The sequence below is a fragment of the Metabacillus hrfriensis genome, assembly GCF_030127205.1.
GTDB classification, from domain to species: domain Bacteria; phylum Bacillota; class Bacilli; order Bacillales; family Bacillaceae; genus Bacillus_P; species Bacillus_P dongyingensis.
Genome location: NZ_CP126116.1, coordinates 1,737,240 through 1,757,968, shown reverse-complemented (window position 1 = coordinate 1,757,968; position 20,729 = coordinate 1,737,240). Strand labels below are relative to the sequence as shown.

The window sequence follows — 20,729 nt, the reverse complement described above, 5'->3', positions numbered from 1 at the left end:
GCTGACAAAAAAAGAAAGCAAGTACCGGCCACACTTGTGCAAATGCACAACCTAAGTGACCAGCATTGCCGCATAAAGGGTCATCAAATCCAGCGTCTTCCTCGGATTATACGAAGTTATCTCCTCTATTTTATCAAGTCGGTACCTGAGTGTATTTCTGTGGATAAAAAGCTCCTCAGCTGTTTTATTCATGTCCCCGTCAAATTGAATGAATGCTCTTAAGGTATGGAGCAGCTCCCCGTTTCGGTCTGACTGCTGAAGAATATCCATAGTCTGTTTAAACAGCGCATGTTTTTTTTGATCTTTTTTATCTCGGAGCAAAACGGAAAGAGCCCAGTCCGTATATTTATAGAAAAAATCCGGGGCGGATTGTTTTTTTGCTGCATCCAAGGTTTCTTTTGCGCTCTCATAAGACATGGATACACCATAAAATCCGTCATACTGATAACCGAGAGCACCGTAAATGCCAAGCTCCATTCGTGTCAGCATGTCATTCATTTCTTCCGGAAAAACAGATTGTTGTAGGGTTTTGCTTTCTTTTAACCATACAATTTCAGCAGCCGAAGTCGATACGATTAAATCATTCGCGCCTGATTTATGCTCCAATTCTCTTATAAATAGCTGTCTTTGTTTTAAAGAGATTTGTTCGGGAAGGTGAAAAAGAACAGCCTGCCGTTCAACAAAGAGGTTTAGATTCAACCGACCTGCCCGTTCTGTAAACTCCTTTGTTTGCTGCTTTTCTCCTTTGAGGAGCTGAATCAGCGTTTCCTGCTTCAATGTTTCATTCCATCGCATCTGATCCGATAAATAGGCTTGTTCGATTGTGAGCTCAGCTGCCATTTTTACAAGCTCGCCAAACGGAGCCACAACTTCTGGATCTCCTGTTATGCCTATGACGCCGATTAATTCCTGATGAAAAAAGATCGGCAAATTGACTCCCTGCTTTGTTCTTGGATAATTCCTGCTGTCCTCCTCTGTAAACACTACTTTTTCACCTGTCTGCAGAACCGCAAGCGCCCCATGATGTTCATCCCCAAGCCTCGTATGATCACCTGAGCCTATTAAGATTCCGTCCTTATCCATTACATTGACGTTGTAAGGAATAATGGACATCGTTCTTGCTACAATTTCTTTTGCGAGTTTTTCATTCATTGCTGATTTCACCTGCCGGCCGTTTTCTTAAATTCTATCATTGAAAAAAGAAATGGCAATTATTCAATTTTTCCAAAAAGATGAAACTTTACGCCTATTAGATCGTATAAGTAAGAGGGACCCAATTCAAGGAAAATTTTCCAAAAAGAAAAAGATAGAGGGTGATACTCATGTTTGGTTACCCGATTGAGACGATTTATTTATTCGGACTAATCATTGCCGGAAGCTTGACCTTGCTGTTTGTTTTTTTTGGAGATGCAGTAGAAGGCATCACCGGGGGTATTCCGTTTTTAAGTCCGACACTTGTCCTCGCATTTATGACCTTCTTTTTTGCATGCGGATACATTCTTGAAATGACTGCTCTGTTTTCAGCGTTTCTTTCCGTATTCATTTCCATTTTCAGCTCAGCAATTTTAGTTACCCTGCTTCACATCTTTGTATTAGTGCCGCTATCCTCAGCGGAAGAATCCCTTTCTTATCATGAATCGGAACTCAAGGGACGCGTAGGCCATGTTATTACGTCCATTCCTGTGAATGGATTCGGGGAAGTGCTGCTCTCAAGCAGTGTCGGCTCTATTTCTAAAATTGCCGCAAGCTTTGATAACACCCCTATCCCAAGCGGAACAAAGATTTTAGTCATTGAAAGCAAAAACAGCGTCGTATCTGTTACATCGTATCAGCCATTCGAAGAATCACTTAAGGGGGACACACTATGACCATGCCAATCATTATTGTTTTAGGTATCGTATTTTTTATTCTAATTGCTTTAATTGCGGTATTTGTGACGAAATACCGGACAGCAGGACCAGACGAAGCACTCATTGTAACGGGAAGCTATCTGGGAAGCAAAAACGTTCATACAGATGAAAACAGCAACAAAATTAAAATTGTCCGCGGCGGCGGAACCTTCGTATTGCCTGTCTTTCAGCAAGCAGAACCTTTGAGCCTGCTTTCAAGCAAGCTTGACGTTTCCACACCTGAGGTCTATACCGAGCAGGGTGTTCCAGTCATGGCAGATGGTACGGCAATTATTAAAATTGGGGGTTCCATCGGGGAGATTGCAACAGCTGCCGAACAGTTTCTCGGGAAATCAAAAACAGACCGAGAGCAGGAAGCCCGTGAGGTTTTAGAAGGTCATCTCCGTTCTATTCTAGGCTCGATGACTGTTGAGGAAATCTACAAAAACCGCGAAAAATTTTCTCAGGAAGTACAGCGAGTGGCCTCTCAGGATCTCGCGAAAATGGGTCTTGTCATCGTTTCATTTACCATTAAGGATGTCCGTGATAAAAATGGATACCTCGATTCTTTAGGAAAGCCTAGAATAGCACAAGTGAAGCGCGATGCTGACATTGCAACAGCAGAGGCAGAAAAAGAAACCCGCATTAAAAAGGCAGAAGCAGCAAAAGAAGCGAAAAAATCCGAACTTGAACGGGCAACGGAAATTGCTGAAGCGGAGAAGCTTAATCAGCTTAAAATGGCTGAGTACCGCAGAGATCAGGATACGGCAAAAGCGAGTGCCGATCAGGCCTATGACCTTGAAACCGCAAAAGCAAGGCAGCAAGTAACCGAGCAGGAAATGCAGGTTAAAATCATCGAGCGAGAGAAGCAAATTGAACTTGAAGAAAGAGAAATTCTGCGCCGCGAGCTTCAGTATGATTCAGAAGTTAAGAAAAAAGCAGACGCAGACCGATATTCCGTCGAACAGGCTGCGGCTGCTGAAAAAGCAAAACAGCTTGCAGATGCAGATGCCAACCAGTACCGGATTGAGACACTCGCAAGGGCTGAAGCAGAACGAATCCGCATGGATGGATTAGCCAAAGCGGAAGCACAGCGCGCTCAGGGGGAAACAGAAGCTGAAGTGATTCGTCTGAAAGGGATCGCTGAAGCTGTCGCAAAAGAAAAAATTGCAGAGGCCTTTGAGCAATACGGTCAGGCTGCGATTTTGGACATGATTGTGAAAATGCTGCCAGAATATGCGAAGCAAGTAGCAGCTCCGCTGTCCAATATTGATAAAATCACGGTCGTTGACACTGGGGGCAGCGGTGAAAACAGCGGCGCCAACAAAGTCACAAGTTATGCAACAAATCTGATGAGCTCCCTTCAGGAAAGCCTTAAAGCATCCTCTGGCATTGATATGAAAGAGCTGATTGAAAATTACTCAGGTAAAGGGAATATTAAACAAAGCATCGATCAGCTTGCAGTTAGTCAGCAAAAAGAAATGGATAAAAAAGAATAGACTTTCTGACTAGTTCTTAAACGCCTGGACGTCACCCAGGTGTTTCATTCATTCAGACTGAATGAAACTGTATTTTGACTATGACAGTATATTTTCTGCAATTTTTCGGCAATAAAAGATCGCATGCTGATTCAGCATGCGCAAGCAGGAAGAGGTGTCTTACAAACATGAGGCTTATGAGAAAAGCATCTTTCTCATAAGACATTCTATTCACATTCTATTATTTCGTATGATTGTTTTGTCCAAGCTGCGCACATTTTGTCAAAAATCAACAAGTGCCCTAATGAGTATCTAATAAGTTTTATGTAAAAAGGAGCCGCTGATTTATCATCAGCAGCTCCCTGCCATTATTAGTAGCCGCCGTTACCGCCGTAGAATGAAGTTCCTACGATGATCAAAAGAATAAATAATACGACAATTAGCGCGAAGCTATTGTTGTATCCACCAGACATTGCTCTTCCTCCCTTTCATCTTTTAGTCACTTTCTTTATCAAAATATGTAGAATACTAGGAATTGACATAGGACAAGAGTGGAGTTTCATAAAAAACCCTCAAATGCCCTAAGTACATTTGAGGGTTTATGCTGTTATTCTTCATCTTCCCATTCTATTTTCAGAACCTTCCCGGTTTCTGCTATTAATCTTCATCTTCCCATTCTGTTTTCACAACGTTCCCGGTTTCTGCCGAAATTTCAACTTCTGCTTCTTTGCCGTTTTCACTCTTTATTTCAAAGCTGTAAACAGCCTCTCCGTCTTCATCCTCAAGTTCAGCTTCTTCAACCGTTCCTTTTGCTTCATTTAAAGCAATTTTCGTTGCTTCTTCCAAACTGATTTTCACTTGTTTTGAATCAACGTTTGAATCGTCCCTGTCGTCATCCTGCCGGTCATCGTCCTGTTTCTTTTTCGTGATTTCTCCTGAGTCTGCATTTACGCGGAAATCATAATCTGTTCCTTCCGACTTAACTTCGATGTCATATACCCAGGCACCTGATTCACGCTCAAGCTCCATTTCTGAAATGCTGCCTTTTTGTTCTTTCTGTACGATTTCTTTTGCCTGCTCATAGCTGATTTTAAGATTTTGCTCTTCTGCCTTTTTTTCTGCCTGGACACGGTCATTCGGTCCGATAAACTGTGATCCTGCGCCAATTCCTCCTATGACAAGTGCTCCTGTTAATAATGCCGTTGTTAATTTCATGTTTTATTCCTCCTTGTTTTTCTCTACATCCTTATCTTAGCCCTCTAAAATGATAAAAAAGAGATAGAAACATTAGAAAACGATGAGAAAATCATGAATTTCTTATCATTTAGCGAATCCTAACCTGCCAGAATTTAAAAAAACACCTTTTGACAGCATCAAAAGGTGTTTTTTAATCTTCTTCATTTTCAATGGCTACTGATAAAATCTTACCTGTAAACGCGTCAACTTGGATGGTTGCTTCCTGCTGTCCCGAATCAATTTCGACTTCATAGAAAACACTGTCATCCTCTTCTTCTAGATCAATATCTTCTATTTCCCCGTTCACTTCAGCCAATGCGATTTTTTTTGCCTGCTCTTCTGTCAGTTTTACCTGCTTTGTGTTTTTCTCAATGCTGCTTTTGTCCTCTGATGTAATCTTACCGCTGTCAGCATTCATTTCAAGTTTAATTTCTTCTGTTTTTGTCAGAACTGTTATGCTGTAGATCTTATCTTTCAAAGTAAGGCCCTGAACGTTCCCGCTGTAGATTTCCTCTGCAAGCTTTTTAGCTTCTGCTTCTGAGAGTGCAGGTTTTTCCTCCCTTTCAGGGTATTCCTTCTTCACCTGCTGCAGGTTTTGAATGTTCCCTGTCCCTGCATCAACTTCGAGAGTGTATAGTCCCGTCTTTTCTTCTAATCGCACGTGATAGACGTCTTTGCCATTTGATTTGGTTAACGATATTTTCTTAATCGTTCCCGTATAGTGCGCCTCAATAAGATTCCGCGCCTCTGCTTCGGTTACCTTCACGTCACCCTTCATGGCAGAAGCAATCCCGATGATTCCAATGACCCCAATGATCACAAACACGCTGATAATAACCCATTTTCTTTTCATCGTTTCCTCCTTTTTTGACTCCATGAATAAATCTTAATCGTTCAAGATTAAAACTTCATGAGAAGGATTCACTTTGTAAATAAAGATGAACAGTTGTCCCTTTCCCCTCTGTGCTTTCAATTAATATCTCGCCTCCATGGGCATGAACAATTTTTCGGGCAATAGAAAGACCAAGTCCTGTCCCTCCTGTTTCTCTGTTTCGTGCTTTATCTACTCTGAAAAAGCGGTCGAAAACATGCTGAAGATCCTCCTCCGGAATACCGATGCCCTGATCGGCAATCGAAAGATGTACCCGCTCATTCTTCTGTTCAGCCTTACATGTGATGCTCTTCGAACTGTATTTCATCGCATTATCGAACAAAATAAACAGCAGCTGTTTCATTTTAAGCTCGTCTGCTGAGATGAACAGTTCTTTTTGATCAAAATGAAAGTCGACATGCCGGCTGTAAACCTGTTCGATGGTTCGTCCTGCCTGATGACAAAGCAAAACAAGATCCATCTTTTCCAAGTTGAGCTGCATGCGGGTATCATTTTCAGCAAGCTGAAGAAGCTGCGCAGTCATTTCTTTCATCCTCACCGCTTCTGAGTAAATGGCTTCAACAGATTCTTCCATGACTTCAGGTTTTGTTGTCCCCCATCGTTTCAGTAATTTTGCATAGCTTTCGATAATGGTTAAAGGTGTTTTCAATTCATGTGAAGCATCGGAAATGAACTGCTGCTGCTTTTCAAAATTCGTTTGAAGAAGATCGATCATATTATTGAACGTGTTTGTCATCTGCTGCAGTTCATCCTTAGAATGTCCGCTGACTTCGATTTTCTTAAAGGTTTCTTTTTTCTCAATTTCCTCCATCGTGCCAATTAATGAGTTGATTGGTTTTAAGATCATTCTGCTCAGCATTCTTCCTGCAAAGAAGGAAGGCAGCAAAACCAGGAGCGAGGCGATGACCAGAACGATTTTCAAGACATCCATATTTTCATTCACGTTCTCAAGGTTTTCGGTTACCTCAAGCTGAACAACTTCCCCATCGATCCAAATAACGGGAACAGCAGCCTTCGCAAAAGAACGGCCTTCAGCCTTGACGACTTCGCTGCTTTCCGATGAACGAAATGCCGGAGAAAGGATGTTTCGATAATCTGCATTTTTTGATACAGCTAAAATCTCTTTTGATTGATCATTAATAATCCGGATCATGCCATCAGCAGGCAAATAAGCTCTTAAAAGGTCTGATGAGTTCACAGGCTGCTTTTCATCCTGTCTGATGGCTCCTGCGATCGCTTCGGCCTGAAGCTTTAAACGATCAAGCTCGCTGTTTTGGGCAATCGTTAAAAACAGAAAATAGATGGCAGCATTGATTGCAAGAACAATAATCAGCATCCATACAGTTGAAAAAAGCTGAATTTTATGGTTGATTTTCATGAAGCTGGCTCCTTGATCGAATATCCAACACCTCTGACTGTATGGATAAGCGCAAAGTCAAACTCGCTGTCTATTTTTTTCCGTAAATACCGGATATACACGTCAACGACATTTGTATCGCCATAATAGTCGAATCCCCACACTCCGTTCAGGATCTGCTCCCGGTTCATCACTTGATTTTTATGGCTTAGTAAATAAACAAGCAAATCAAATTCCCGCGGCGTTAATTCGATTTCTGCTTCCCCGCGCCTTACTTCTCTTGTTTTTTCATTCACAGTAAGATCGGCAGCCTTCAATACACCTTCTTCAGCTGCTAAACGCATTGGTTTGCTCGTCCGCAGACAAACCCTGATTCTTGCAAGCAGTTCTTCTATTTGAAATGGTTTTGTTATGTAATCATTAGCTCCCTGATCAAGGCCGCTCACTTTATCAGGAATCGAATCGCGGGCTGTCAAAAGAATGACAGGCGTTTCCTGATCATTTGCACGGAGCCTCCTAAGCACCTCTATGCCTGTCAAACCAGGGAGCATCACATCTAGAAGAATTAAATTCCAGGAAGAGGATCGAATCTGTTCAAGCGCATCGAGACCATCATGAACGGAATGGACCAAATACCCTTCAAATTCCAGTTCAAGCTTCAGTACTCTGGCAATTTTCACTTCATCTTCTACAATCAAGATTTTTTCTTTCTCCATAACTGCCTCCCCTGACAACGTTTTTACTGAAGTATATCACAGAATAAGTATGATTCTACCTTCCTGTTGGCAATGATTCATAAACTGGGGTACTATGAAAAGACAAGCTGACCGGGGGTGTATATCTATGGAAACCATCATCATTGTCATCGTCCTTTGTTTATTGATAACTGTTTATATAATTAGAAGAGCAGCCCCTCACCCTCAAAAAGGAGCAGCACGCTCTATGCTGACTGTTGCTCATAGAGGGGCCTCAGGCTATGCACCGGAAAATACGATTGCATCCTGCGATAAAGCAGTCGAGATGAAAGCAGATTTTATAGAAATTGACCTGCAATTGAGCAAAGATGGCCGTATAATGGTCATCCATGATGACTCAGTAGAAAGAACAACAAATGGAAAAGGAAACGTACGGGATCTAACGTTTCAGCAGCTCCGCAATCTCGATGCCGGAAGCTGGTTTCACGATTCGTTTGCAGGACAAAAAATCCCGACTTTTGACGAGGTGCTCGACCGCTATATTGAGAAATGCGGGCTGCTCATTGAATTGAAGAGTCCAGCATTGTATCCTGGTATCGAACAGAAAGTCTTTGATGCTTTAGCAAGCAGAGGTCTGATTGAAAATCGGCAGACGAAAGTCATTGTCCAATCATTCGATACCCATTCAATGAAACGATTTCATGAAATCGCTCCAGCCATTCCGATTGGTGTACTCGTAAAATTCACGCCAAAAGGAATATCAAACGCACAGCTCGATGAATACAAAACCTATGCAAACTATGTAAATCCAAACAAAAGGCTGGTCTCAAAAAAACTAATAGCGCGCATTCATGAGCGCGATATGAAAATCATTCCCTACACCATTCGAGACCGCAAAACAGCAAAAGCCTTTCTGCAGCTTGATTTAGACGGGATTACAATGGATTTTCCGGATTATATTAAAGCTTAAAAAGCATGAAGTGAACCTTCATGCTTTTTCTTTTTATTATGAAGTTCATGATTCATTCCGGTTCAGTGTAAAACCAATGCGGTGCAGGATTTCCTCCAGATTCCCGCCAATCATCACATTCGACAGATTTAAATTAAGCTGCACAGCTTTCATCGCCAGGTCCGGCCGTATACCTGTCAGAGCCGGAGTTACACCTATAAGCTTAAGCATCTGGACAAGGTTTAACAAATGGAAGCTTACGTCGTCGTTCATTTGGAGAATACCTGATAAATCAATAACTAAGTATTGCAGAGATAATTCCGTGCTTTGTGAAAGGGCAGTATGAATGATTTTTTCAGCACGGTATTCGCTGATATCGCCAATGATCGGCAGAATTGCCACACCCTGCGTAATCGGAACAATTGGGGCTGATAGATGAATAATTTCTTTGTTGGCATTATCAAGCTCCAGAACGTACGACAGCAAGGATGCCATCGTTTCGAACAGCTCAACATGCTTGTCTGTAAATGCAAAAGGCAACGTATCAAGACCGCAAATCGTTCCGTAGTTTTCACCATTTTCATAGAAAATCGGAATTCCGATGAAACAGCCCCCGCCAAGTTTCTTTGTTACATCCAGATCTTTTGCCAATTCATTGCCGGTTAAATCAGAAATGATCAGTACCTCTCTTCCCTTCTCAACACTCAATTTACAGAACGTTTCGTTAAATGGAAGTTCGGAGCCTTCTTCCAAAAGAGTCAATTCCTGATTCAGAACCTTCACAATCTCATTTTTATGTTTATCATTTTTTGCAATAAACAATGTATTTATTTCAATAAACTGGCTCATCATCTTAAGAATGCTTTCAGACGCTTCATCAAAATTACGATACTTTTTAATCGGGGTACTCAAATCTAAAGGCATTTCTGTCATCTATCTTTTCCAGCCTTTCTGATGAACTTAGATTGTCTTAACTTGTTCATTTAAACTTTACTCTATACCCAATCTGCCGAATAGATAAACTAAAACCGTCCAAGATTAAAAAGTTTTTTCTCCATTAAAGGACATTGACAATTGGTTATGATCCTGTGGGATTTAGACATACTTCCCCGTTGAAACACATCAAATTTTTTTAGAAGCTGTATAAAATGAACTCCCTTACAAAGCAAATGTCGGCATACTGAGGAAAACCCTTCTATCCAACTGGATTTGCTTTGTAGAATACCAAAAAATGAAAGGGTTTCCAACTAATTTTCATAACATTTCCATTTTTCAATAACAAAAGAATACCTAAATTCTTTATGTATAATGAGCATATCAACTACAGAAGGAGTCGTCCGGAAACATGCAAAATGTAATTCGTTGGGTCAGCATCTTAATAGGCTGTTTTGCCGTGTCTCTCGGCGTTCACTTGCTATCATCATCAGAATTGGTGATTGGCGGAACGGCCGGTCTTGGCATCGTAGCTCAGCATCTGACAGCCTATTCATTCGGAACCCTGTTTTTTGTTATCAATCTGCCATTCTATGCTCTCGCTGTTACCCAGCTAGGCATCGCCTTTGCCCTTCGGACGTTTATCAGCGTCAGCATCTTGTCCATTACCTCAGAATTTCTGCAGCAAACTTTCATTGTCCATTTTCCACATCCGGTCATCGCAGCCATCCTTGGAGGAATCTCCATCGGCATCGGACTGATCTTCCTGTTCAGAAACGGATCATCCTTAGGAGGGATGAACATTCTCTGCATTTTCCTTGAGAAAAAATTCGGATTTAACCCAGGCAAAACGATGCTCATCACCGACCTCATGATCGTCGGCTCAGCACTCCTTGTCTTCGGGCCGCTGCAAATTGCATATTCAGCTGTGGCGATCTTTGTGATGACCGCCATTCTTGGAAGATATCATAAAAAAGCTCCGCTTGAGCGTGAGAGTCAGGCAGCAGATTCTGAAGAGGATCGGGTTTCGGCTACGGCTTAAGCATAAAAAAACACAAGCCTCAGGCTTGTGTTTTTTCGTGTTGAATTTTTTTACTGAACAGTCTTAAGTTGACGAATAGATGCAAGGGAGACAGGCTGTCCGGTTTTGGCAGATTGATAGATAGCTGCTATGATTTCCAGTGGTTTAATGCCTTCCAAACCATTTACTAAAGGCTCACGATCCTCTTTAATAGCTGAAATCATATCAAGCATTTGCTCACGATGAGAGTTTCCAGAAATAGCACCTGGATCATTCGCCCCTGTTCCTTGTTCTTCATCAGAACTTTTTACAAGGTTTTGTACTTCAACACCATAATGGTCTGTCAAATTTTCAGCCGCCTCTTTTAAGTAAAAATGAGTAAGTTTATCATTGTCAATGACAGCTGTACCTGATGTGCCGAATACTTCAAGCCTTGCTGAAAGACCTGGAAATGCACTTGTCGTGCCAACGATTGTACCTAATGCACCGCTTTGAAACTTAACCGTTGCAACAGCCACATCCTCTACCTCAATCCGTTCATGAGCAAGTGTAGCTGCGTGTGCAAATACACTCTCAACAGGACCCATTAAATATTGCAGAAGATCAATTGTATGAATGGACTGATTCATTAATGCGCCTCCACCATCCATTTTCCAAGTGCCTCTCCAATCACCGCTGTCATAATATTCTTGTGATCTGTACCAATTTACCGCAGCCTGACCGAGGATCATCTTTCCAAACTTGTCTTCATCTATTGCCTTTTTCACTTCAATAGTAGATGAATCAAAACGGTGCTGTGAAATGATGGATAATTTCACATTTGCTTTTTTACAGGCATCTATCATTTCATAAGCTTTTTCAAGAGTGGTATCTATAGGTTTTTCACAGATGACATGCTTTCCGGCTTTTGCAGCATCTAAGGTAATCGATTTATGGGAACCGCTTGGAGTTAAAATGCAAACAACGTCTATGTCTTCCCGCTTCAGCAATTCTCTATAATCAACATACCAGTCAGCGTCAGCCCGGTCCGCAAGTGCTTTAGCTTTGTCCGGGTTTTCATCTGCAACAGCAACAAGTACAGCTTCCTCAATATCCCTTATTTGTGATTGATGCGTATCGCTAATTACACCGCATCCAATAATTCCAAATCGTATCTTCTCAGTCATCCGATTTCATCCTCTCCTGAATACTTACTTCCACTTTGATTCTGTTTCTTGCAGCAAATCCTTTAAAGCTTTTGCAGCAACTTTAAATAAGTCTGGCCCGCTAAATCCTGAGAATGTTTCTGCAGCAGCCAAATGCGGCTCCAGCGAAAGAAATCCATCGTATCCGCTTGTTTTAAGCGTTTGCAGCAGTTCTCTTACTTCTCCATCCCCTTTACCTGCCGGCACAACCTTTCCGCTTTCAAACAATGCATCTTTTATGTGGACATATTCAACATATGATTTTAATAGAGGATAAGCTTCAGAATAGGGCTTTACACCGCATTGTACAAAATTTGCAGGATCAAAGGCCATTCTAAGATAAGGTGAATTGATCGTTTCCAGAATATCTAAGCAGCGAATCGCATTGTCTCCGTATATTTCTTTTTCATTCTCATGCAAAAGGACAATCCCTGATTGCTCTGCTTTTTTCACAAGAACCGATAATCTGCTGATTACTTCGTCTCTATATGCACCAGGGTTATGTCCATCAGGAATAAAAAAAGAGAAGATGCGAATATATTTTGCATGAAAATAATCAGCTGCAAACAAAGCCCGGTCAAATTGAATCAAATGTTCATCGAAATCATCAAGAATATTGATTTTTCCTATTGGAGAACCAATAGAAGATAGTTGTATTTCTTTTCTCAACAATTCTTCTTTTAGGCTGCTTAACTCTTGATCAGATAATTGCAGAACATTTTTCCCCCATACTCCCCTAAGTTCAATAAATCGAATATCTTCAGACTCCAGCACTTCAATTTGAACATGCAAGTCTGGTGAAATTTCATCAGCAAAGCCTGTTAATGTCAGCATTCTAATTCCTCCTTGGATTTTATCTCAATTTTGAACAGCCTGGGACTGATTAAGAACACGCATTGATCTATACATACACCAAAGTCCCAGAACACTGCTTCCACACAAAGCAATTAAACCTGGCACTAGATACAGCACACAGCATAAAGACAGCAATCCAAGTAAAGTCAAAATCGTATTTAAAGGATGTTTAATAGCAAGTTTGATAGATGTTTTAATTACAACAAAATAGCTCATTTGAAAATGCGTATAAAATGAAAAGCTATATAGGCAAATCACTATAAATACCACAATCAATTGCGCTGTGAAAAATCTTCCCAAGATAAAAAGATGTGTATGGCCAGACATAAAAAAGGCAAGATCAATGATCAATAAGCTTCCAGTAAATAGAATAAATCCATTTGCTTTTTGACTATTCATAAATTCTTTTCTATAAGTCTTCCAGAAAAATTGAAGAGTATTAAATGGCTGTTCACTGATCATCCATTTTCTAAGTATGGTTTGAGCTGCAATTGAAGCCGGCGCCCAGCCAAAAAGAACAAGGCCAAGAAGGGTAAAGGCTATCCACAATAAATTAAGGTAAATTAAACGCATGATCCAATCGGATAAGTGATAAAGGGTTTCGCGCAAATTTTGATTGTTCATATTTCTAAACTCCTTATCAATCTAAGAATAGCTTAAGTATTTCCTCTCCTTCCGCTTGCTTTTTGCTGAAAGTAGGAAGAATGGCGACCAATGGTTCATTTACTGGAATCTCATTTTTCTCAAACAGGTTTATATGTTTGTTTATTGGCAACCCATATAAGTGCCTTTCACCGTTCTGATTTTTTGTCATGAATGGATAGAAATCTTCTATATCATTTCTTGAATGAATTAATTGATCCAAAGGCTTCAATCCATTTTTGTTTAATAGCTGTGATAGATGTTCGTGAGTGGAAATGAAAACATCTCCTTCTCTCTTAGAGAGCATCACTGCCAGTTTTTCTCGTGATGAAGGGTATAGTTTCACGTTAATTTTATGCCTGTGTTTTGTCATTATTAATAGCTCAGCTTCAATAGCAGCTTCATGTATGGGTGATATTTTAGAAAAAATCAATACATTTACTTCAGGTGTTGATTTCTCACATCCAGTTAATAGTACAAGGATTAATAAAGATTTTAAAAAGAGGTATCTTGTCATATCATGCCTCCTTTTAAAGACTGAGAATGAACAGTGTCCCAAGGATTTTTTTCCGTGGGGACACCAGCAGCAATTAATTATTAACGGTTTCTGCAAACTTAGCCTTTATTTCTTCGTATGCCTCTTCTGGAGAAATCTTTTCGAAAATCAATTCTTCCCCTACTTGCGTATAATCATTTTGTATATAGTTCCCCCACCCTTTAGGGCCGCCGTTAAATGGCTGCGCATCCGGGGCAGTTTCATTGATCATATTTAATTGAGCTTTATCAGAGTCTGTAAAACTTGAATTTAATTCGTCCAAGACGATGCTTGATACTGGAAGTCCTCTTGTATTACCCAGAATGGCGGTTGCCTCTGGATCGTTAATAAAGAAATCAATAAACTTTTTCGCCTCATCTTTTTGAGATGAGTGTTCACTGACAGACCAGAACATAGATGGCTTTAAGTATCCTCCAGCTTCCTTATCTCTTGGGGCCTTGAGGAGTGCAAAATTGCCCGGAATCACACTGTCAAAGCTCGGAAATTGTGCTGCGAAGCCCTGTTTGAACAATATCGTGCCATTTAAAAGCAAATCCCTTTTAGGGTCATATTCTTGCTCAGATACAGCTACCTCGGCAGGAGTCACAACACCTTTTTTACGCAAGTCTTTGAAAATGTTGATCCACTGCATCCAAGTTTCTTTGTCGATATTGAATTTTCCATCTTCTGTTGTCAGATGTCCTTTTCCCTTGCTTAATTGGTACATCTCATAAACGCCTGCATCGTAAGAAAAATCTCTGACAACATATTTTCCCTTTTCCAATTTTGGCTGGATTTGTTCAGCAAGTTCAAAAAACTCATCCCATGTCCAGCCGGCCTTTGGCGCCTCAATTCCTAATTTCTCGAGAGCTGCCTTATTATAAATCATGCCATATGCATTATTTCCAAGCGGAATTGCCTTCAATTGATCTTCATATTCACCTGAATTTAACAGATTTTCATCGATATCCTTTGTTACTATTCCATCCGTTAAATCTGCGAGCTGATTTCTAGAAGCATATTCCTGTAAATATTGTGCATCCATCTGAATAATATCAGGTGCATTTTTTGCTGCTGATTGAGTTGCCAGCTTGTCCCAATATCCATCCCATCCAGAGAATTCGGTTTCAAAAGAAACATCGGGATTCTTTTCTTTATAAAGCTCGATAACCTTTAATGTTGCATCATGTCTTTCTTGAGATCCCCACCAAACAATCCTGAGCTTTGTTTTTTCAGATTTTTTCCCGGATGAATCTTGACCGTTAGAAGATTGTGCACTGCATGCAGATACACTGATTGCTAATAGAGATGCAATGATTAATAGCAGCAGCTTTCTTACTTTCCTGTTCATTCTGATTCCCCCTCGAATTAAAGAAAATAATAACTGATTTCTTTTATTATAAAGCGCTTACATAGTCGGTTTATATAAGACAGATGCACAATAACTTTCAATTTTGAACAAGGAATTAAGAAGATTGCTATAAAAGCAATGTCATATTATTGTTTTAATAAATCGGTCGGGTTTAATCCTGTGTATTTTTTAAATAGGGAACTAAAGTAAGGCGTATTTTTATATCCGACCTCTTCAGCAACTTCATAGATTAACAATTTGCCTTCTAATATTAGATTTTTCGCTTTTTCCATTCTTATTTTATTTACATAATGATTAAAAGAGAGACCTGTTGCTTTTTTGAAGATTTGGCTTAAATAGTTTCTGGAAATATAAATTTGTTCAGATAGATCTTGAAGTGTTATGTTTTTGCTGTAGTGCTCTTGAACATACTGCATCATATATTCGACCGCCTGCTTATGCCGAATATTTTCTTTCTCATTAAGTTTTTGATGCTCACAAACTGCAGTCAGCGCATCTTTTAACCAAACACTGAAGGGCTTTAAGCCAGTTATATAGTCAATACAATGATAAATGCGTTTCCCTTCAGATAGTTCATCAATATTTAATCCGTTCTCATAAAGAGAATATGTAAGAACTGCCCATAATTCTTTGCAAATTAATTTAAGATGAGAGGGTAAATAACGATTGTTTTCTTCACACTCTTTTACAAATTGATCGATTACTTTCAAACCATGTTCTTTATGGTAAATTTTAAACGCCTCTGCTAATTCACGGTAAAACGGCACTGGACGATGGAAATCTATTTTTTTGTCAGGTTCTCCGTTTATCAGCTTTTCATATTGTACAATTTCATATGGGGAAGCCTTTGATAAAGCACTTAATGCCTCTTTTGTCGAAATCGAAATATGCTGCCAATCATCTTTTATACTGCCTGCCCCCATTTGAAAAGGGATAGTCAGGATTTGACGAACATCCTCTAAAATCAGCTTTGCAAGTTTCAGCGTGTCACAAATGACTGTCTCTGAGGCAATTTCGTCACTGAACGAAAGGAAAATAGCAGAATCATGGTAATCAAGCTCAATCCATTCTGCATTCACAAAATGGGGAAAAGATAATTTCCTTTCATTAAATGACTTTATAAATTTCGGCCATGCAGGATTCGATTGTAGGCCCGGAGACTTTTCCATTTGTATGCAAAGTACGATGTGCTTTAAGTTTGTCACTTTTAATTTCTCATTGTTTAAGAGTGTAAATTGCTGATCTTGTAATCCGATGACAACAGATTTCAGCCATGAATTAAGCAGCATAGACTGATAATATTCAAGAGTATCTTTTGTCTCTCTTTGCTGCTTTTTAGCTAACGAGTCTTTTTCAAGCTGAGTTATCACTCCTTGCAAGACTTCAGTGATTGTTTGAATCGTAACAGGCTTTGATAAATAATCATGTACATCCAATTGCAATGCTTTTCTGGCATATTCAAAGTCTGCATAGCCGCTCAATATAATGGCTTTTCCGTTAAAATCGTGTTCTCTCAGCCTCTGAAGCATTTCAAGACCTGTCATTACAGGCATATAGATATCTGTCATAACGATATCCGGTCTCGTCTTCATAATTACATCATAGCCTGAAGCCCCATCTGTACCTTCCCCGACGCATACTGCTCCGATTGTTTCCCAGGGTATTGCTTTTCTCATTCCAGCTAATACATGGCGGTCATCATCCACAATTACGACTCTCCACATTGCTATCACCATCCCCTAAGATCACTTGTTTTGGAATTTTAATTAAAGCTGTCGTGCCAATATTCTCCTCGCCATAGAGCGTAACAGTATATGATGGCCCAAAATAAGCAAACAGCCTGTCTCTGACATTTCTTATCCCATATCCGCCTGTGTTTACTTTTTTAATAGGATGATTCTTTTTAAGACCAGCTCCATTATCCTTGATAGTTATCAGTAAATTATTTTGAACCTCGTAAACTTTAATAATAATGAATCCTAAATCTTTATTATGAAGACCATGTATAAGAGCATTTTCAACAAATGGCTGCAGCGTCATCTTTGGGATATAACATTGAAGGAATGAGTCGGGAATATCAATCCGATAATCAAAACGATGATCTAAGCGAATTTGCTGAATTTGAAGATAGGATTCCAGATGAATTAATTCATCTTTTAAATGGATGAAATTTTCACCATTAGATAAACCCACCCGAAACATCTTTCCCATTAGTTCAAGAACGCGGCTTATTTGCACCTGTCCTTCTGCAATAGCCATCCAATTCAATTGATCGAGAGTATTATATAAAAAGTGCGGGTTGATATTAGCTTGAAGAGCAGCAACTTCTGCCCTTCTTTTCTCGTTGAACTCCACTTCGAGATCTTCGTATAACTTCTTTATCCTCAGGATCATTTTTTTATATCCTGTAAATAATGTGCCAAATTCATTTTGATAGTCGTTTGGCAGCTGAAGCTCTTTTTCACTTATCGAAAATTCATCCATGTTTTCAAGGAGGGCTTTAAACGGTTTCGTAAATTGTTTTGTTAGATAAAACGTTAACAGAACAACAAGCAGGATAGCGATTAATCCTATCAGAAAAAGAATGCCTGCCAGTTCTAAACTGTTTTTTGCGATTTCCTTCCAAGGAGTTATTTCTACTAAAAGCCAATCATTATTAAATAGTTTTGACCACACTACAAACTTATCTTCATAACGCATAAACCCATCCGAATTAAGGTCAGCGTCTTCATTCTTTTCAATATCGCCAATTGTGCCGAGGGCATCCTCAATGTCGATTTTGCCAATGGAAGCAATGGGCAGCTGTGAGGAGTCAACCAAAATGCGATTCACTTTTCCATTTTCATCTTCGAGCATTTTTCCAAAACTGGACGATTTGATGTTCACTACTAATACGCCTTCTGCCTTTCCATTTAATGAATATACTTTCCTTGCAAAACTGATGACGGATATTGTCCCTTGCGGAGATTGAATTCTATGTTTTTCAAGCCATGAAAAATCAGCATGATCAAGGCGGTTCAGCCAGCCGGTCCGGCTGTATTGATCAATGGAATAATAACGGATAGGACCTTCTTGATCTCTTAAAGGAGGGTCTTTTAAATACAGATGAATCGAATCAATCATAGGCATACTAAAAACAAGATCAAAAAATGAAGCATTGATGCTCGAAATGCTTTTGTAAGAAGAATAATTATCTTTTTTTCCTTGGAGATATTCCTGTAAATCACTGTTTCTCGTCATGGCCAAGGAAACTTGTTCGATTGCTTTTTTTTGAATACTGATTTGTTCATTCATTTCTCTTAATAGCTTCTGCTGATAATGCGAGGTATTATTTTGCATTTGTGAAATAGATACTTGATAGCTGACAATCACGATCGTAACTAAAAGGAGCGTAACAAATCCTGCAAAAGCAAGAAAGAATACATTTCGAATGGGATAGCGTTTAAATGGACTTTTCATGTAGGGACTCCCTCTTTTAATGTATGGATAAAATGGCAAAAAGGCTGTTTAAACAGCCTCATTTTAAACCTATGACTTCATCCTTTTAAACCAGATGTAGCTACCCCGTCTACGATATGCCTCTGGGCAAAGAAGAAGATAAGGATTGCAGGTACAACGGATAGAAGCGACATTGCAAATAACTGACCCCAGGGTACGGATGTATTGGTGTCAACAAACATTTTGAGTGCCAGGCCGACAGTATATTTATCAACCGAGTTGATATAGATCAGCTGTCCTAAAAAATCGTCCCAATTCCATAAGAAGCAGTAAATGGCAACTGTAACTAGAGGCGGCTTCATGAGAGGCAATATGATTCTAAAATAAATGCCAAACCACGAGCAGCCGTCTATTTTTGCAGCCTCATCCAATTCTTTTGGAATTCCCCTTATAAACTGAACCAGTAAAAAGATGAAAAAGGATCCCCCTATTCCACCGGCCAGCGTATGGGGCACGATGAACGGCAAGTATGTATTGACCCATCCGAAAGCGTTAAACATATCATATTGGGGAACCAGCGTAATCTGACTCGGCAGCATTAACGTGACCAAAACAATTGAAAACCAAAATTTCTTCAATGGAAAATCAAGACGGGCAAAAGCAAAAGCAACAAGACTGCATGAAATTAATGTAGTAAATAATACGCCTGCAATTAATTCAAATGTATTCAAATAGAATTGAGTGAAGGTAAACCCAGGGATGGCATACCAGCCATCAATAAAATTTGAGAATGTCGGGTTTATCGGAAAGAAATGAATGGAATCAATTTCTTCATTTGATTTAAAGGCAGCACCGAACCACCATACGATCGGATAGATCATAAAAAGACATACAAGCAAAAGAGTGATATGAGAAACCCATTTCTTTTTCATCAATCTCATCCTTTCTCCGATTCGTAAAATACCCAATAGCGGGAGGAAATAAAAATAAGGGCAGTGACGATTCCAATAATAACCAGAAGAATCCAGGCCAGTGCTGAAGCATATCCCATTTCAAATCTGGCAAAGGCTCTTTCGTATAAGTAAAGGGCAAACATATAGGTAGATTGAATAGGACCGCCTTTTGTAATCACAAACGCCTGTGTAAACATTTGAAATGAACCGATGGTTTGAAGCACGAGATTAAACAAAATGACTGGTGAAAGCATTGGAAGAGTAATAAGGAAGAACTGCCTGATTTTTGTTGCTCCATCAACAGCCGAAGCTTCATATAATTCAGGTGAGATCTGTTTTAATCCTGCCAGGAAAATAACCATTGAAGAACCAAATTGCCAAACAACCAGCAAAATTAATGTACCAAGTGCAGTATCAGGACTGCCAATCCAGCTGCGCCCAGATATTCCGAATAACGAAAGAGCTCCATTTACAATACCGTCTGAACCAAAGATATTGCTCCAAAGGATGGCTACTGCTACACTTGTACCAATCAAAGACGGCAAATAGACAAGCGTTCTATAAATAGAGATTCCTTTTAGCTTCTGGTTTAAAAACATGGCCATAAGAAGTGCAGTTATTAGTTTGAGAGGTACTGACAGAATGACAAAAAATAGAGTAATGGATAACGATTTATAGAAAAGTTTATCCTCTAAAAATATCTTCTGATAATTTTCTATTCCGACCCAATTTGGGGCTTCGAGCAATGAATAATCTGTAAAAGAAAAATACAGCGACTGAAGCATCGGATAGAGAGTAAGCAAAAAAAGTCCAAGAAGCCAAGGTGATATAAACAAGTAGCCCGTTAATGGCGCATCCCACTTTTTCTGTCTTTTTACACGTACTTTAGGTTGATTGATAACATTTGTGATTACGCTTTCATTTATCGGTTTCATAAATCCTCCTTTTATCTTCTTTTTTTAAGTATAGGCGAGGATTAAATGAGGATAAATGATACAAATGCACAAAATATTATAAAAAATCAATAAACTTTCGCAGTTGTTCAGTGTTTGATTGAATGTTCTTCATCTCTACTAAACCAATTTATTGATTAATTCTATCTAGATGAAACAGAAGTTACAATCTATTTTTTAATTTTTTGTCTTATCAAGTGATGATCTTTGTAATCCGCTATCCTTGTATTTATTTGTACATTCTGCCGAATTTCCAGCTATTAAACAGAGCCGGCTGACTGCAGGAACTGATGGCAGCTTTCAAATAAAAAAAAGGATGAAATCGGCATGATTTCATCCTTTGATAA

Annotated in this window: 20 protein-coding genes; 4 read left to right on the top strand and 16 right to left on the bottom strand. The window is 39.5% G+C overall.

Annotation, left to right across the window (positions count from 1 at the left end):
• Window positions 1-51: 51 nt before the first annotated feature.
• Window positions 52-1,152, bottom strand: a complete 1,101-nt coding sequence (locus tag QLQ22_RS08670; protein WP_252208500.1) for a CdaR family transcriptional regulator — start codon at window positions 1,150-1,152, stop codon at window positions 52-54.
• A 164-nt stretch (window positions 1,153-1,316) separates the two neighbouring features.
• Here QLQ22_RS08670 and QLQ22_RS08665 point away from each other — a divergent pair, with 164 nt between their 5' ends.
• Both QLQ22_RS08665 and QLQ22_RS08660 read left to right on the top strand, forming a co-directional pair.
• Window positions 1,317-1,868 (top strand): NfeD family protein, encoded by a 552-nt coding sequence (locus QLQ22_RS08665; RefSeq protein WP_223443277.1) that lies wholly within the window; start codon window positions 1,317-1,319, stop codon window positions 1,866-1,868.
• Window positions 1,865-3,388 carry a flotillin lipid rafts scaffold protein FloT gene (locus QLQ22_RS08660; protein ID WP_223441281.1) on the top strand — a complete coding sequence of 508 codons (1,524 nt, stop codon included), beginning with the start codon at window positions 1,865-1,867 and terminating at the stop codon, window positions 3,386-3,388. The genes QLQ22_RS08665 and QLQ22_RS08660 overlap by 4 nt, the downstream gene beginning before the upstream one ends.
• A 350-nt stretch (window positions 3,389-3,738) precedes the next feature.
• On the opposite strand, the gene QLQ22_RS08655 is transcribed toward QLQ22_RS08660, so the two are convergent.
• The 5 genes from QLQ22_RS08655 to QLQ22_RS08635 form a co-directional block, all read right to left on the bottom strand.
• Window positions 3,739-3,840: a YjcZ family sporulation protein gene (locus QLQ22_RS08655; RefSeq protein ID WP_223441278.1), complete on the bottom strand. Its 102-nt coding sequence runs from the start codon at window positions 3,838-3,840 to the stop codon at window positions 3,739-3,741.
• A gap of 184 nt (window positions 3,841-4,024) precedes the next feature.
• A complete protein-coding gene (locus QLQ22_RS08650; protein WP_284016456.1) occupies window positions 4,025-4,582 on the bottom strand; it encodes a PepSY domain-containing protein in 558 nt (185 codons plus the stop codon).
• Window positions 4,583-4,754: 172 nt separating this feature from the next.
• The gene (locus tag QLQ22_RS08645) at window positions 4,755-5,456 is read right to left on the bottom strand and encodes a PepSY domain-containing protein (protein ID WP_223441274.1); all 702 of its coding nucleotides are present in this window, start codon (window positions 5,454-5,456) and stop codon (window positions 4,755-4,757) included.
• 55 nt (window positions 5,457-5,511) lie between these two features.
• Entirely contained in the window at window positions 5,512-6,873 is a 1,362-nt protein-coding gene (locus tag QLQ22_RS08640; protein WP_252208499.1) for a sensor histidine kinase, read from the bottom strand.
• A complete protein-coding gene (locus QLQ22_RS08635) occupies window positions 6,870-7,568 on the bottom strand; it encodes a response regulator transcription factor (RefSeq protein WP_223441272.1) in 699 nt (232 codons plus the stop codon). The genes QLQ22_RS08640 and QLQ22_RS08635 overlap by 4 nt, the downstream gene beginning before the upstream one ends.
• Window positions 7,569-7,695: 127 nt before the next feature.
• Here QLQ22_RS08635 and QLQ22_RS08630 point away from each other — a divergent pair, with 127 nt between their 5' ends.
• The gene (locus QLQ22_RS08630) at window positions 7,696-8,517 is read left to right on the top strand and encodes a glycerophosphodiester phosphodiesterase (RefSeq protein WP_284016454.1); all 822 of its coding nucleotides are present in this window, start codon (window positions 7,696-7,698) and stop codon (window positions 8,515-8,517) included.
• A 45-nt stretch (window positions 8,518-8,562) separates the two neighbouring features.
• Here QLQ22_RS08630 and QLQ22_RS08625 read toward each other — a convergent pair whose 3' ends face one another.
• Window positions 8,563-9,429 (bottom strand): STAS domain-containing protein, encoded by an 867-nt coding sequence (locus QLQ22_RS08625; RefSeq protein ID WP_223441268.1) that lies wholly within the window; start codon window positions 9,427-9,429, stop codon window positions 8,563-8,565.
• 412 nt (window positions 9,430-9,841) lie between these two features.
• Between QLQ22_RS08625 and QLQ22_RS08620 the strand changes: the two genes are divergently transcribed.
• Entirely contained in the window at window positions 9,842-10,471 is a 630-nt protein-coding gene (locus QLQ22_RS08620) for a YitT family protein (protein WP_223441266.1), read from the top strand.
• Window positions 10,472-10,521: 50 nt separating this feature from the next.
• Here the strand turns inward: QLQ22_RS08620 and QLQ22_RS08615 are convergent, their stop codons facing one another.
• From QLQ22_RS08615 to QLQ22_RS08575, 9 genes are all read right to left on the bottom strand, one after another.
• A complete protein-coding gene (locus QLQ22_RS08615) occupies window positions 10,522-11,616 on the bottom strand; it encodes a Gfo/Idh/MocA family protein (RefSeq protein ID WP_223441264.1) in 1,095 nt (364 codons plus the stop codon).
• Window positions 11,617-11,640: 24 nt separating this feature from the next.
• A complete protein-coding gene (locus tag QLQ22_RS08610; RefSeq protein ID WP_284016453.1) occupies window positions 11,641-12,468 on the bottom strand; it encodes a sugar phosphate isomerase/epimerase family protein in 828 nt (275 codons plus the stop codon).
• 24 nt (window positions 12,469-12,492) lie between these two features.
• Complete coding sequence (locus QLQ22_RS08605) at window positions 12,493-13,113, bottom strand: YesL family protein (RefSeq protein ID WP_223441260.1); 621 nt, start codon at window positions 13,111-13,113, stop codon at window positions 12,493-12,495.
• Window positions 13,114-13,129: 16 nt separating this feature from the next.
• Entirely contained in the window at window positions 13,130-13,648 is a 519-nt protein-coding gene (locus QLQ22_RS08600; RefSeq protein WP_284016452.1) for a type 2 periplasmic-binding domain-containing protein, read from the bottom strand.
• Window positions 13,649-13,721: 73 nt separating this feature from the next.
• Window positions 13,722-15,017 (bottom strand): ABC transporter substrate-binding protein, encoded by a 1,296-nt coding sequence (locus tag QLQ22_RS08595; protein WP_223441255.1) that lies wholly within the window; start codon window positions 15,015-15,017, stop codon window positions 13,722-13,724.
• 146 nt (window positions 15,018-15,163) lie between these two features.
• Complete coding sequence (locus QLQ22_RS08590; protein ID WP_252208493.1) at window positions 15,164-16,762, bottom strand: response regulator transcription factor; 1,599 nt, start codon at window positions 16,760-16,762, stop codon at window positions 15,164-15,166.
• Window positions 16,737-18,497, bottom strand: a complete 1,761-nt coding sequence (locus QLQ22_RS08585; RefSeq protein WP_284016449.1) for a cache domain-containing sensor histidine kinase — start codon at window positions 18,495-18,497, stop codon at window positions 16,737-16,739. The genes QLQ22_RS08590 and QLQ22_RS08585 overlap by 26 nt, the downstream gene beginning before the upstream one ends.
• A gap of 77 nt (window positions 18,498-18,574) precedes the next feature.
• Complete coding sequence (locus QLQ22_RS08580; RefSeq protein ID WP_420828837.1) at window positions 18,575-19,417, bottom strand: carbohydrate ABC transporter permease; 843 nt, start codon at window positions 19,415-19,417, stop codon at window positions 18,575-18,577.
• Window positions 19,414-20,364, bottom strand: coding sequence for a carbohydrate ABC transporter permease (locus tag QLQ22_RS08575; RefSeq protein ID WP_223441245.1), 951 nt, complete (start codon window positions 20,362-20,364; stop codon window positions 19,414-19,416). The genes QLQ22_RS08580 and QLQ22_RS08575 overlap by 4 nt, the downstream gene beginning before the upstream one ends.
• Window positions 20,365-20,729 lie beyond the last annotated feature (365 nt).

Excerpts from the sequence above, each read along its gene's own strand:
- QLQ22_RS08615 (WP_223441264.1), bottom strand. The coding sequence starts at position 11,616 with ATGACTGAGAAGATACGATTTGGAATTATTGGATGCGGTGTAATTAGC.
- QLQ22_RS08620 (WP_223441266.1), top strand. The coding sequence starts at position 9,842 with ATGCAAAATGTAATTCGTTGGGTCAGCATCTTAATAGGCTGTTTTGCC.
- QLQ22_RS08640 (WP_252208499.1), bottom strand. The coding sequence starts at position 6,873 with ATGAAAATCAACCATAAAATTCAGCTTTTTTCAACTGTATGGATGCTG.
- QLQ22_RS08635 (WP_223441272.1), bottom strand. The coding sequence starts at position 7,568 with ATGGAGAAAGAAAAAATCTTGATTGTAGAAGATGAAGTGAAAATTGCC.
- QLQ22_RS08660 (WP_223441281.1), top strand. The coding sequence starts at position 1,865 with ATGACCATGCCAATCATTATTGTTTTAGGTATCGTATTTTTTATTCTA.
- QLQ22_RS08650 (WP_284016456.1), bottom strand. The coding sequence starts at position 4,582 with ATGAAATTAACAACGGCATTATTAACAGGAGCACTTGTCATAGGAGGA.
- QLQ22_RS08670 (WP_252208500.1), bottom strand. The coding sequence starts at position 1,152 with ATGAATGAAAAACTCGCAAAAGAAATTGTAGCAAGAACGATGTCCATT.
- QLQ22_RS08575 (WP_223441245.1), bottom strand. The coding sequence starts at position 20,364 with ATGAAACCGATAAATGAAAGCGTAATCACAAATGTTATCAATCAACCT.
- QLQ22_RS08590 (WP_252208493.1), bottom strand. The coding sequence starts at position 16,762 with ATGTGGAGAGTCGTAATTGTGGATGATGACCGCCATGTATTAGCTGGA.
- QLQ22_RS08630 (WP_284016454.1), top strand. The coding sequence starts at position 7,696 with ATGGAAACCATCATCATTGTCATCGTCCTTTGTTTATTGATAACTGTT.
- QLQ22_RS08605 (WP_223441260.1), bottom strand. The coding sequence starts at position 13,113 with ATGAACAATCAAAATTTGCGCGAAACCCTTTATCACTTATCCGATTGG.
- QLQ22_RS08645 (WP_223441274.1), bottom strand. The coding sequence starts at position 5,456 with ATGAAAAGAAAATGGGTTATTATCAGCGTGTTTGTGATCATTGGGGTC.
- QLQ22_RS08625 (WP_223441268.1), bottom strand. The coding sequence starts at position 9,429 with ATGACAGAAATGCCTTTAGATTTGAGTACCCCGATTAAAAAGTATCGT.
- QLQ22_RS08580 (WP_420828837.1), bottom strand. The coding sequence starts at position 19,417 with ATGAGATTGATGAAAAAGAAATGGGTTTCTCATATCACTCTTTTGCTT.
- QLQ22_RS08585 (WP_284016449.1), bottom strand. The coding sequence starts at position 18,497 with ATGAAAAGTCCATTTAAACGCTATCCCATTCGAAATGTATTCTTTCTT.
- QLQ22_RS08595 (WP_223441255.1), bottom strand. The coding sequence starts at position 15,017 with ATGAACAGGAAAGTAAGAAAGCTGCTGCTATTAATCATTGCATCTCTA.
- QLQ22_RS08600 (WP_284016452.1), bottom strand. The coding sequence starts at position 13,648 with ATGACAAGATACCTCTTTTTAAAATCTTTATTAATCCTTGTACTATTA.
- QLQ22_RS08610 (WP_284016453.1), bottom strand. The coding sequence starts at position 12,468 with ATGCTGACATTAACAGGCTTTGCTGATGAAATTTCACCAGACTTGCAT.
- QLQ22_RS08655 (WP_223441278.1), bottom strand. The coding sequence starts at position 3,840 with ATGTCTGGTGGATACAACAATAGCTTCGCGCTAATTGTCGTATTATTT.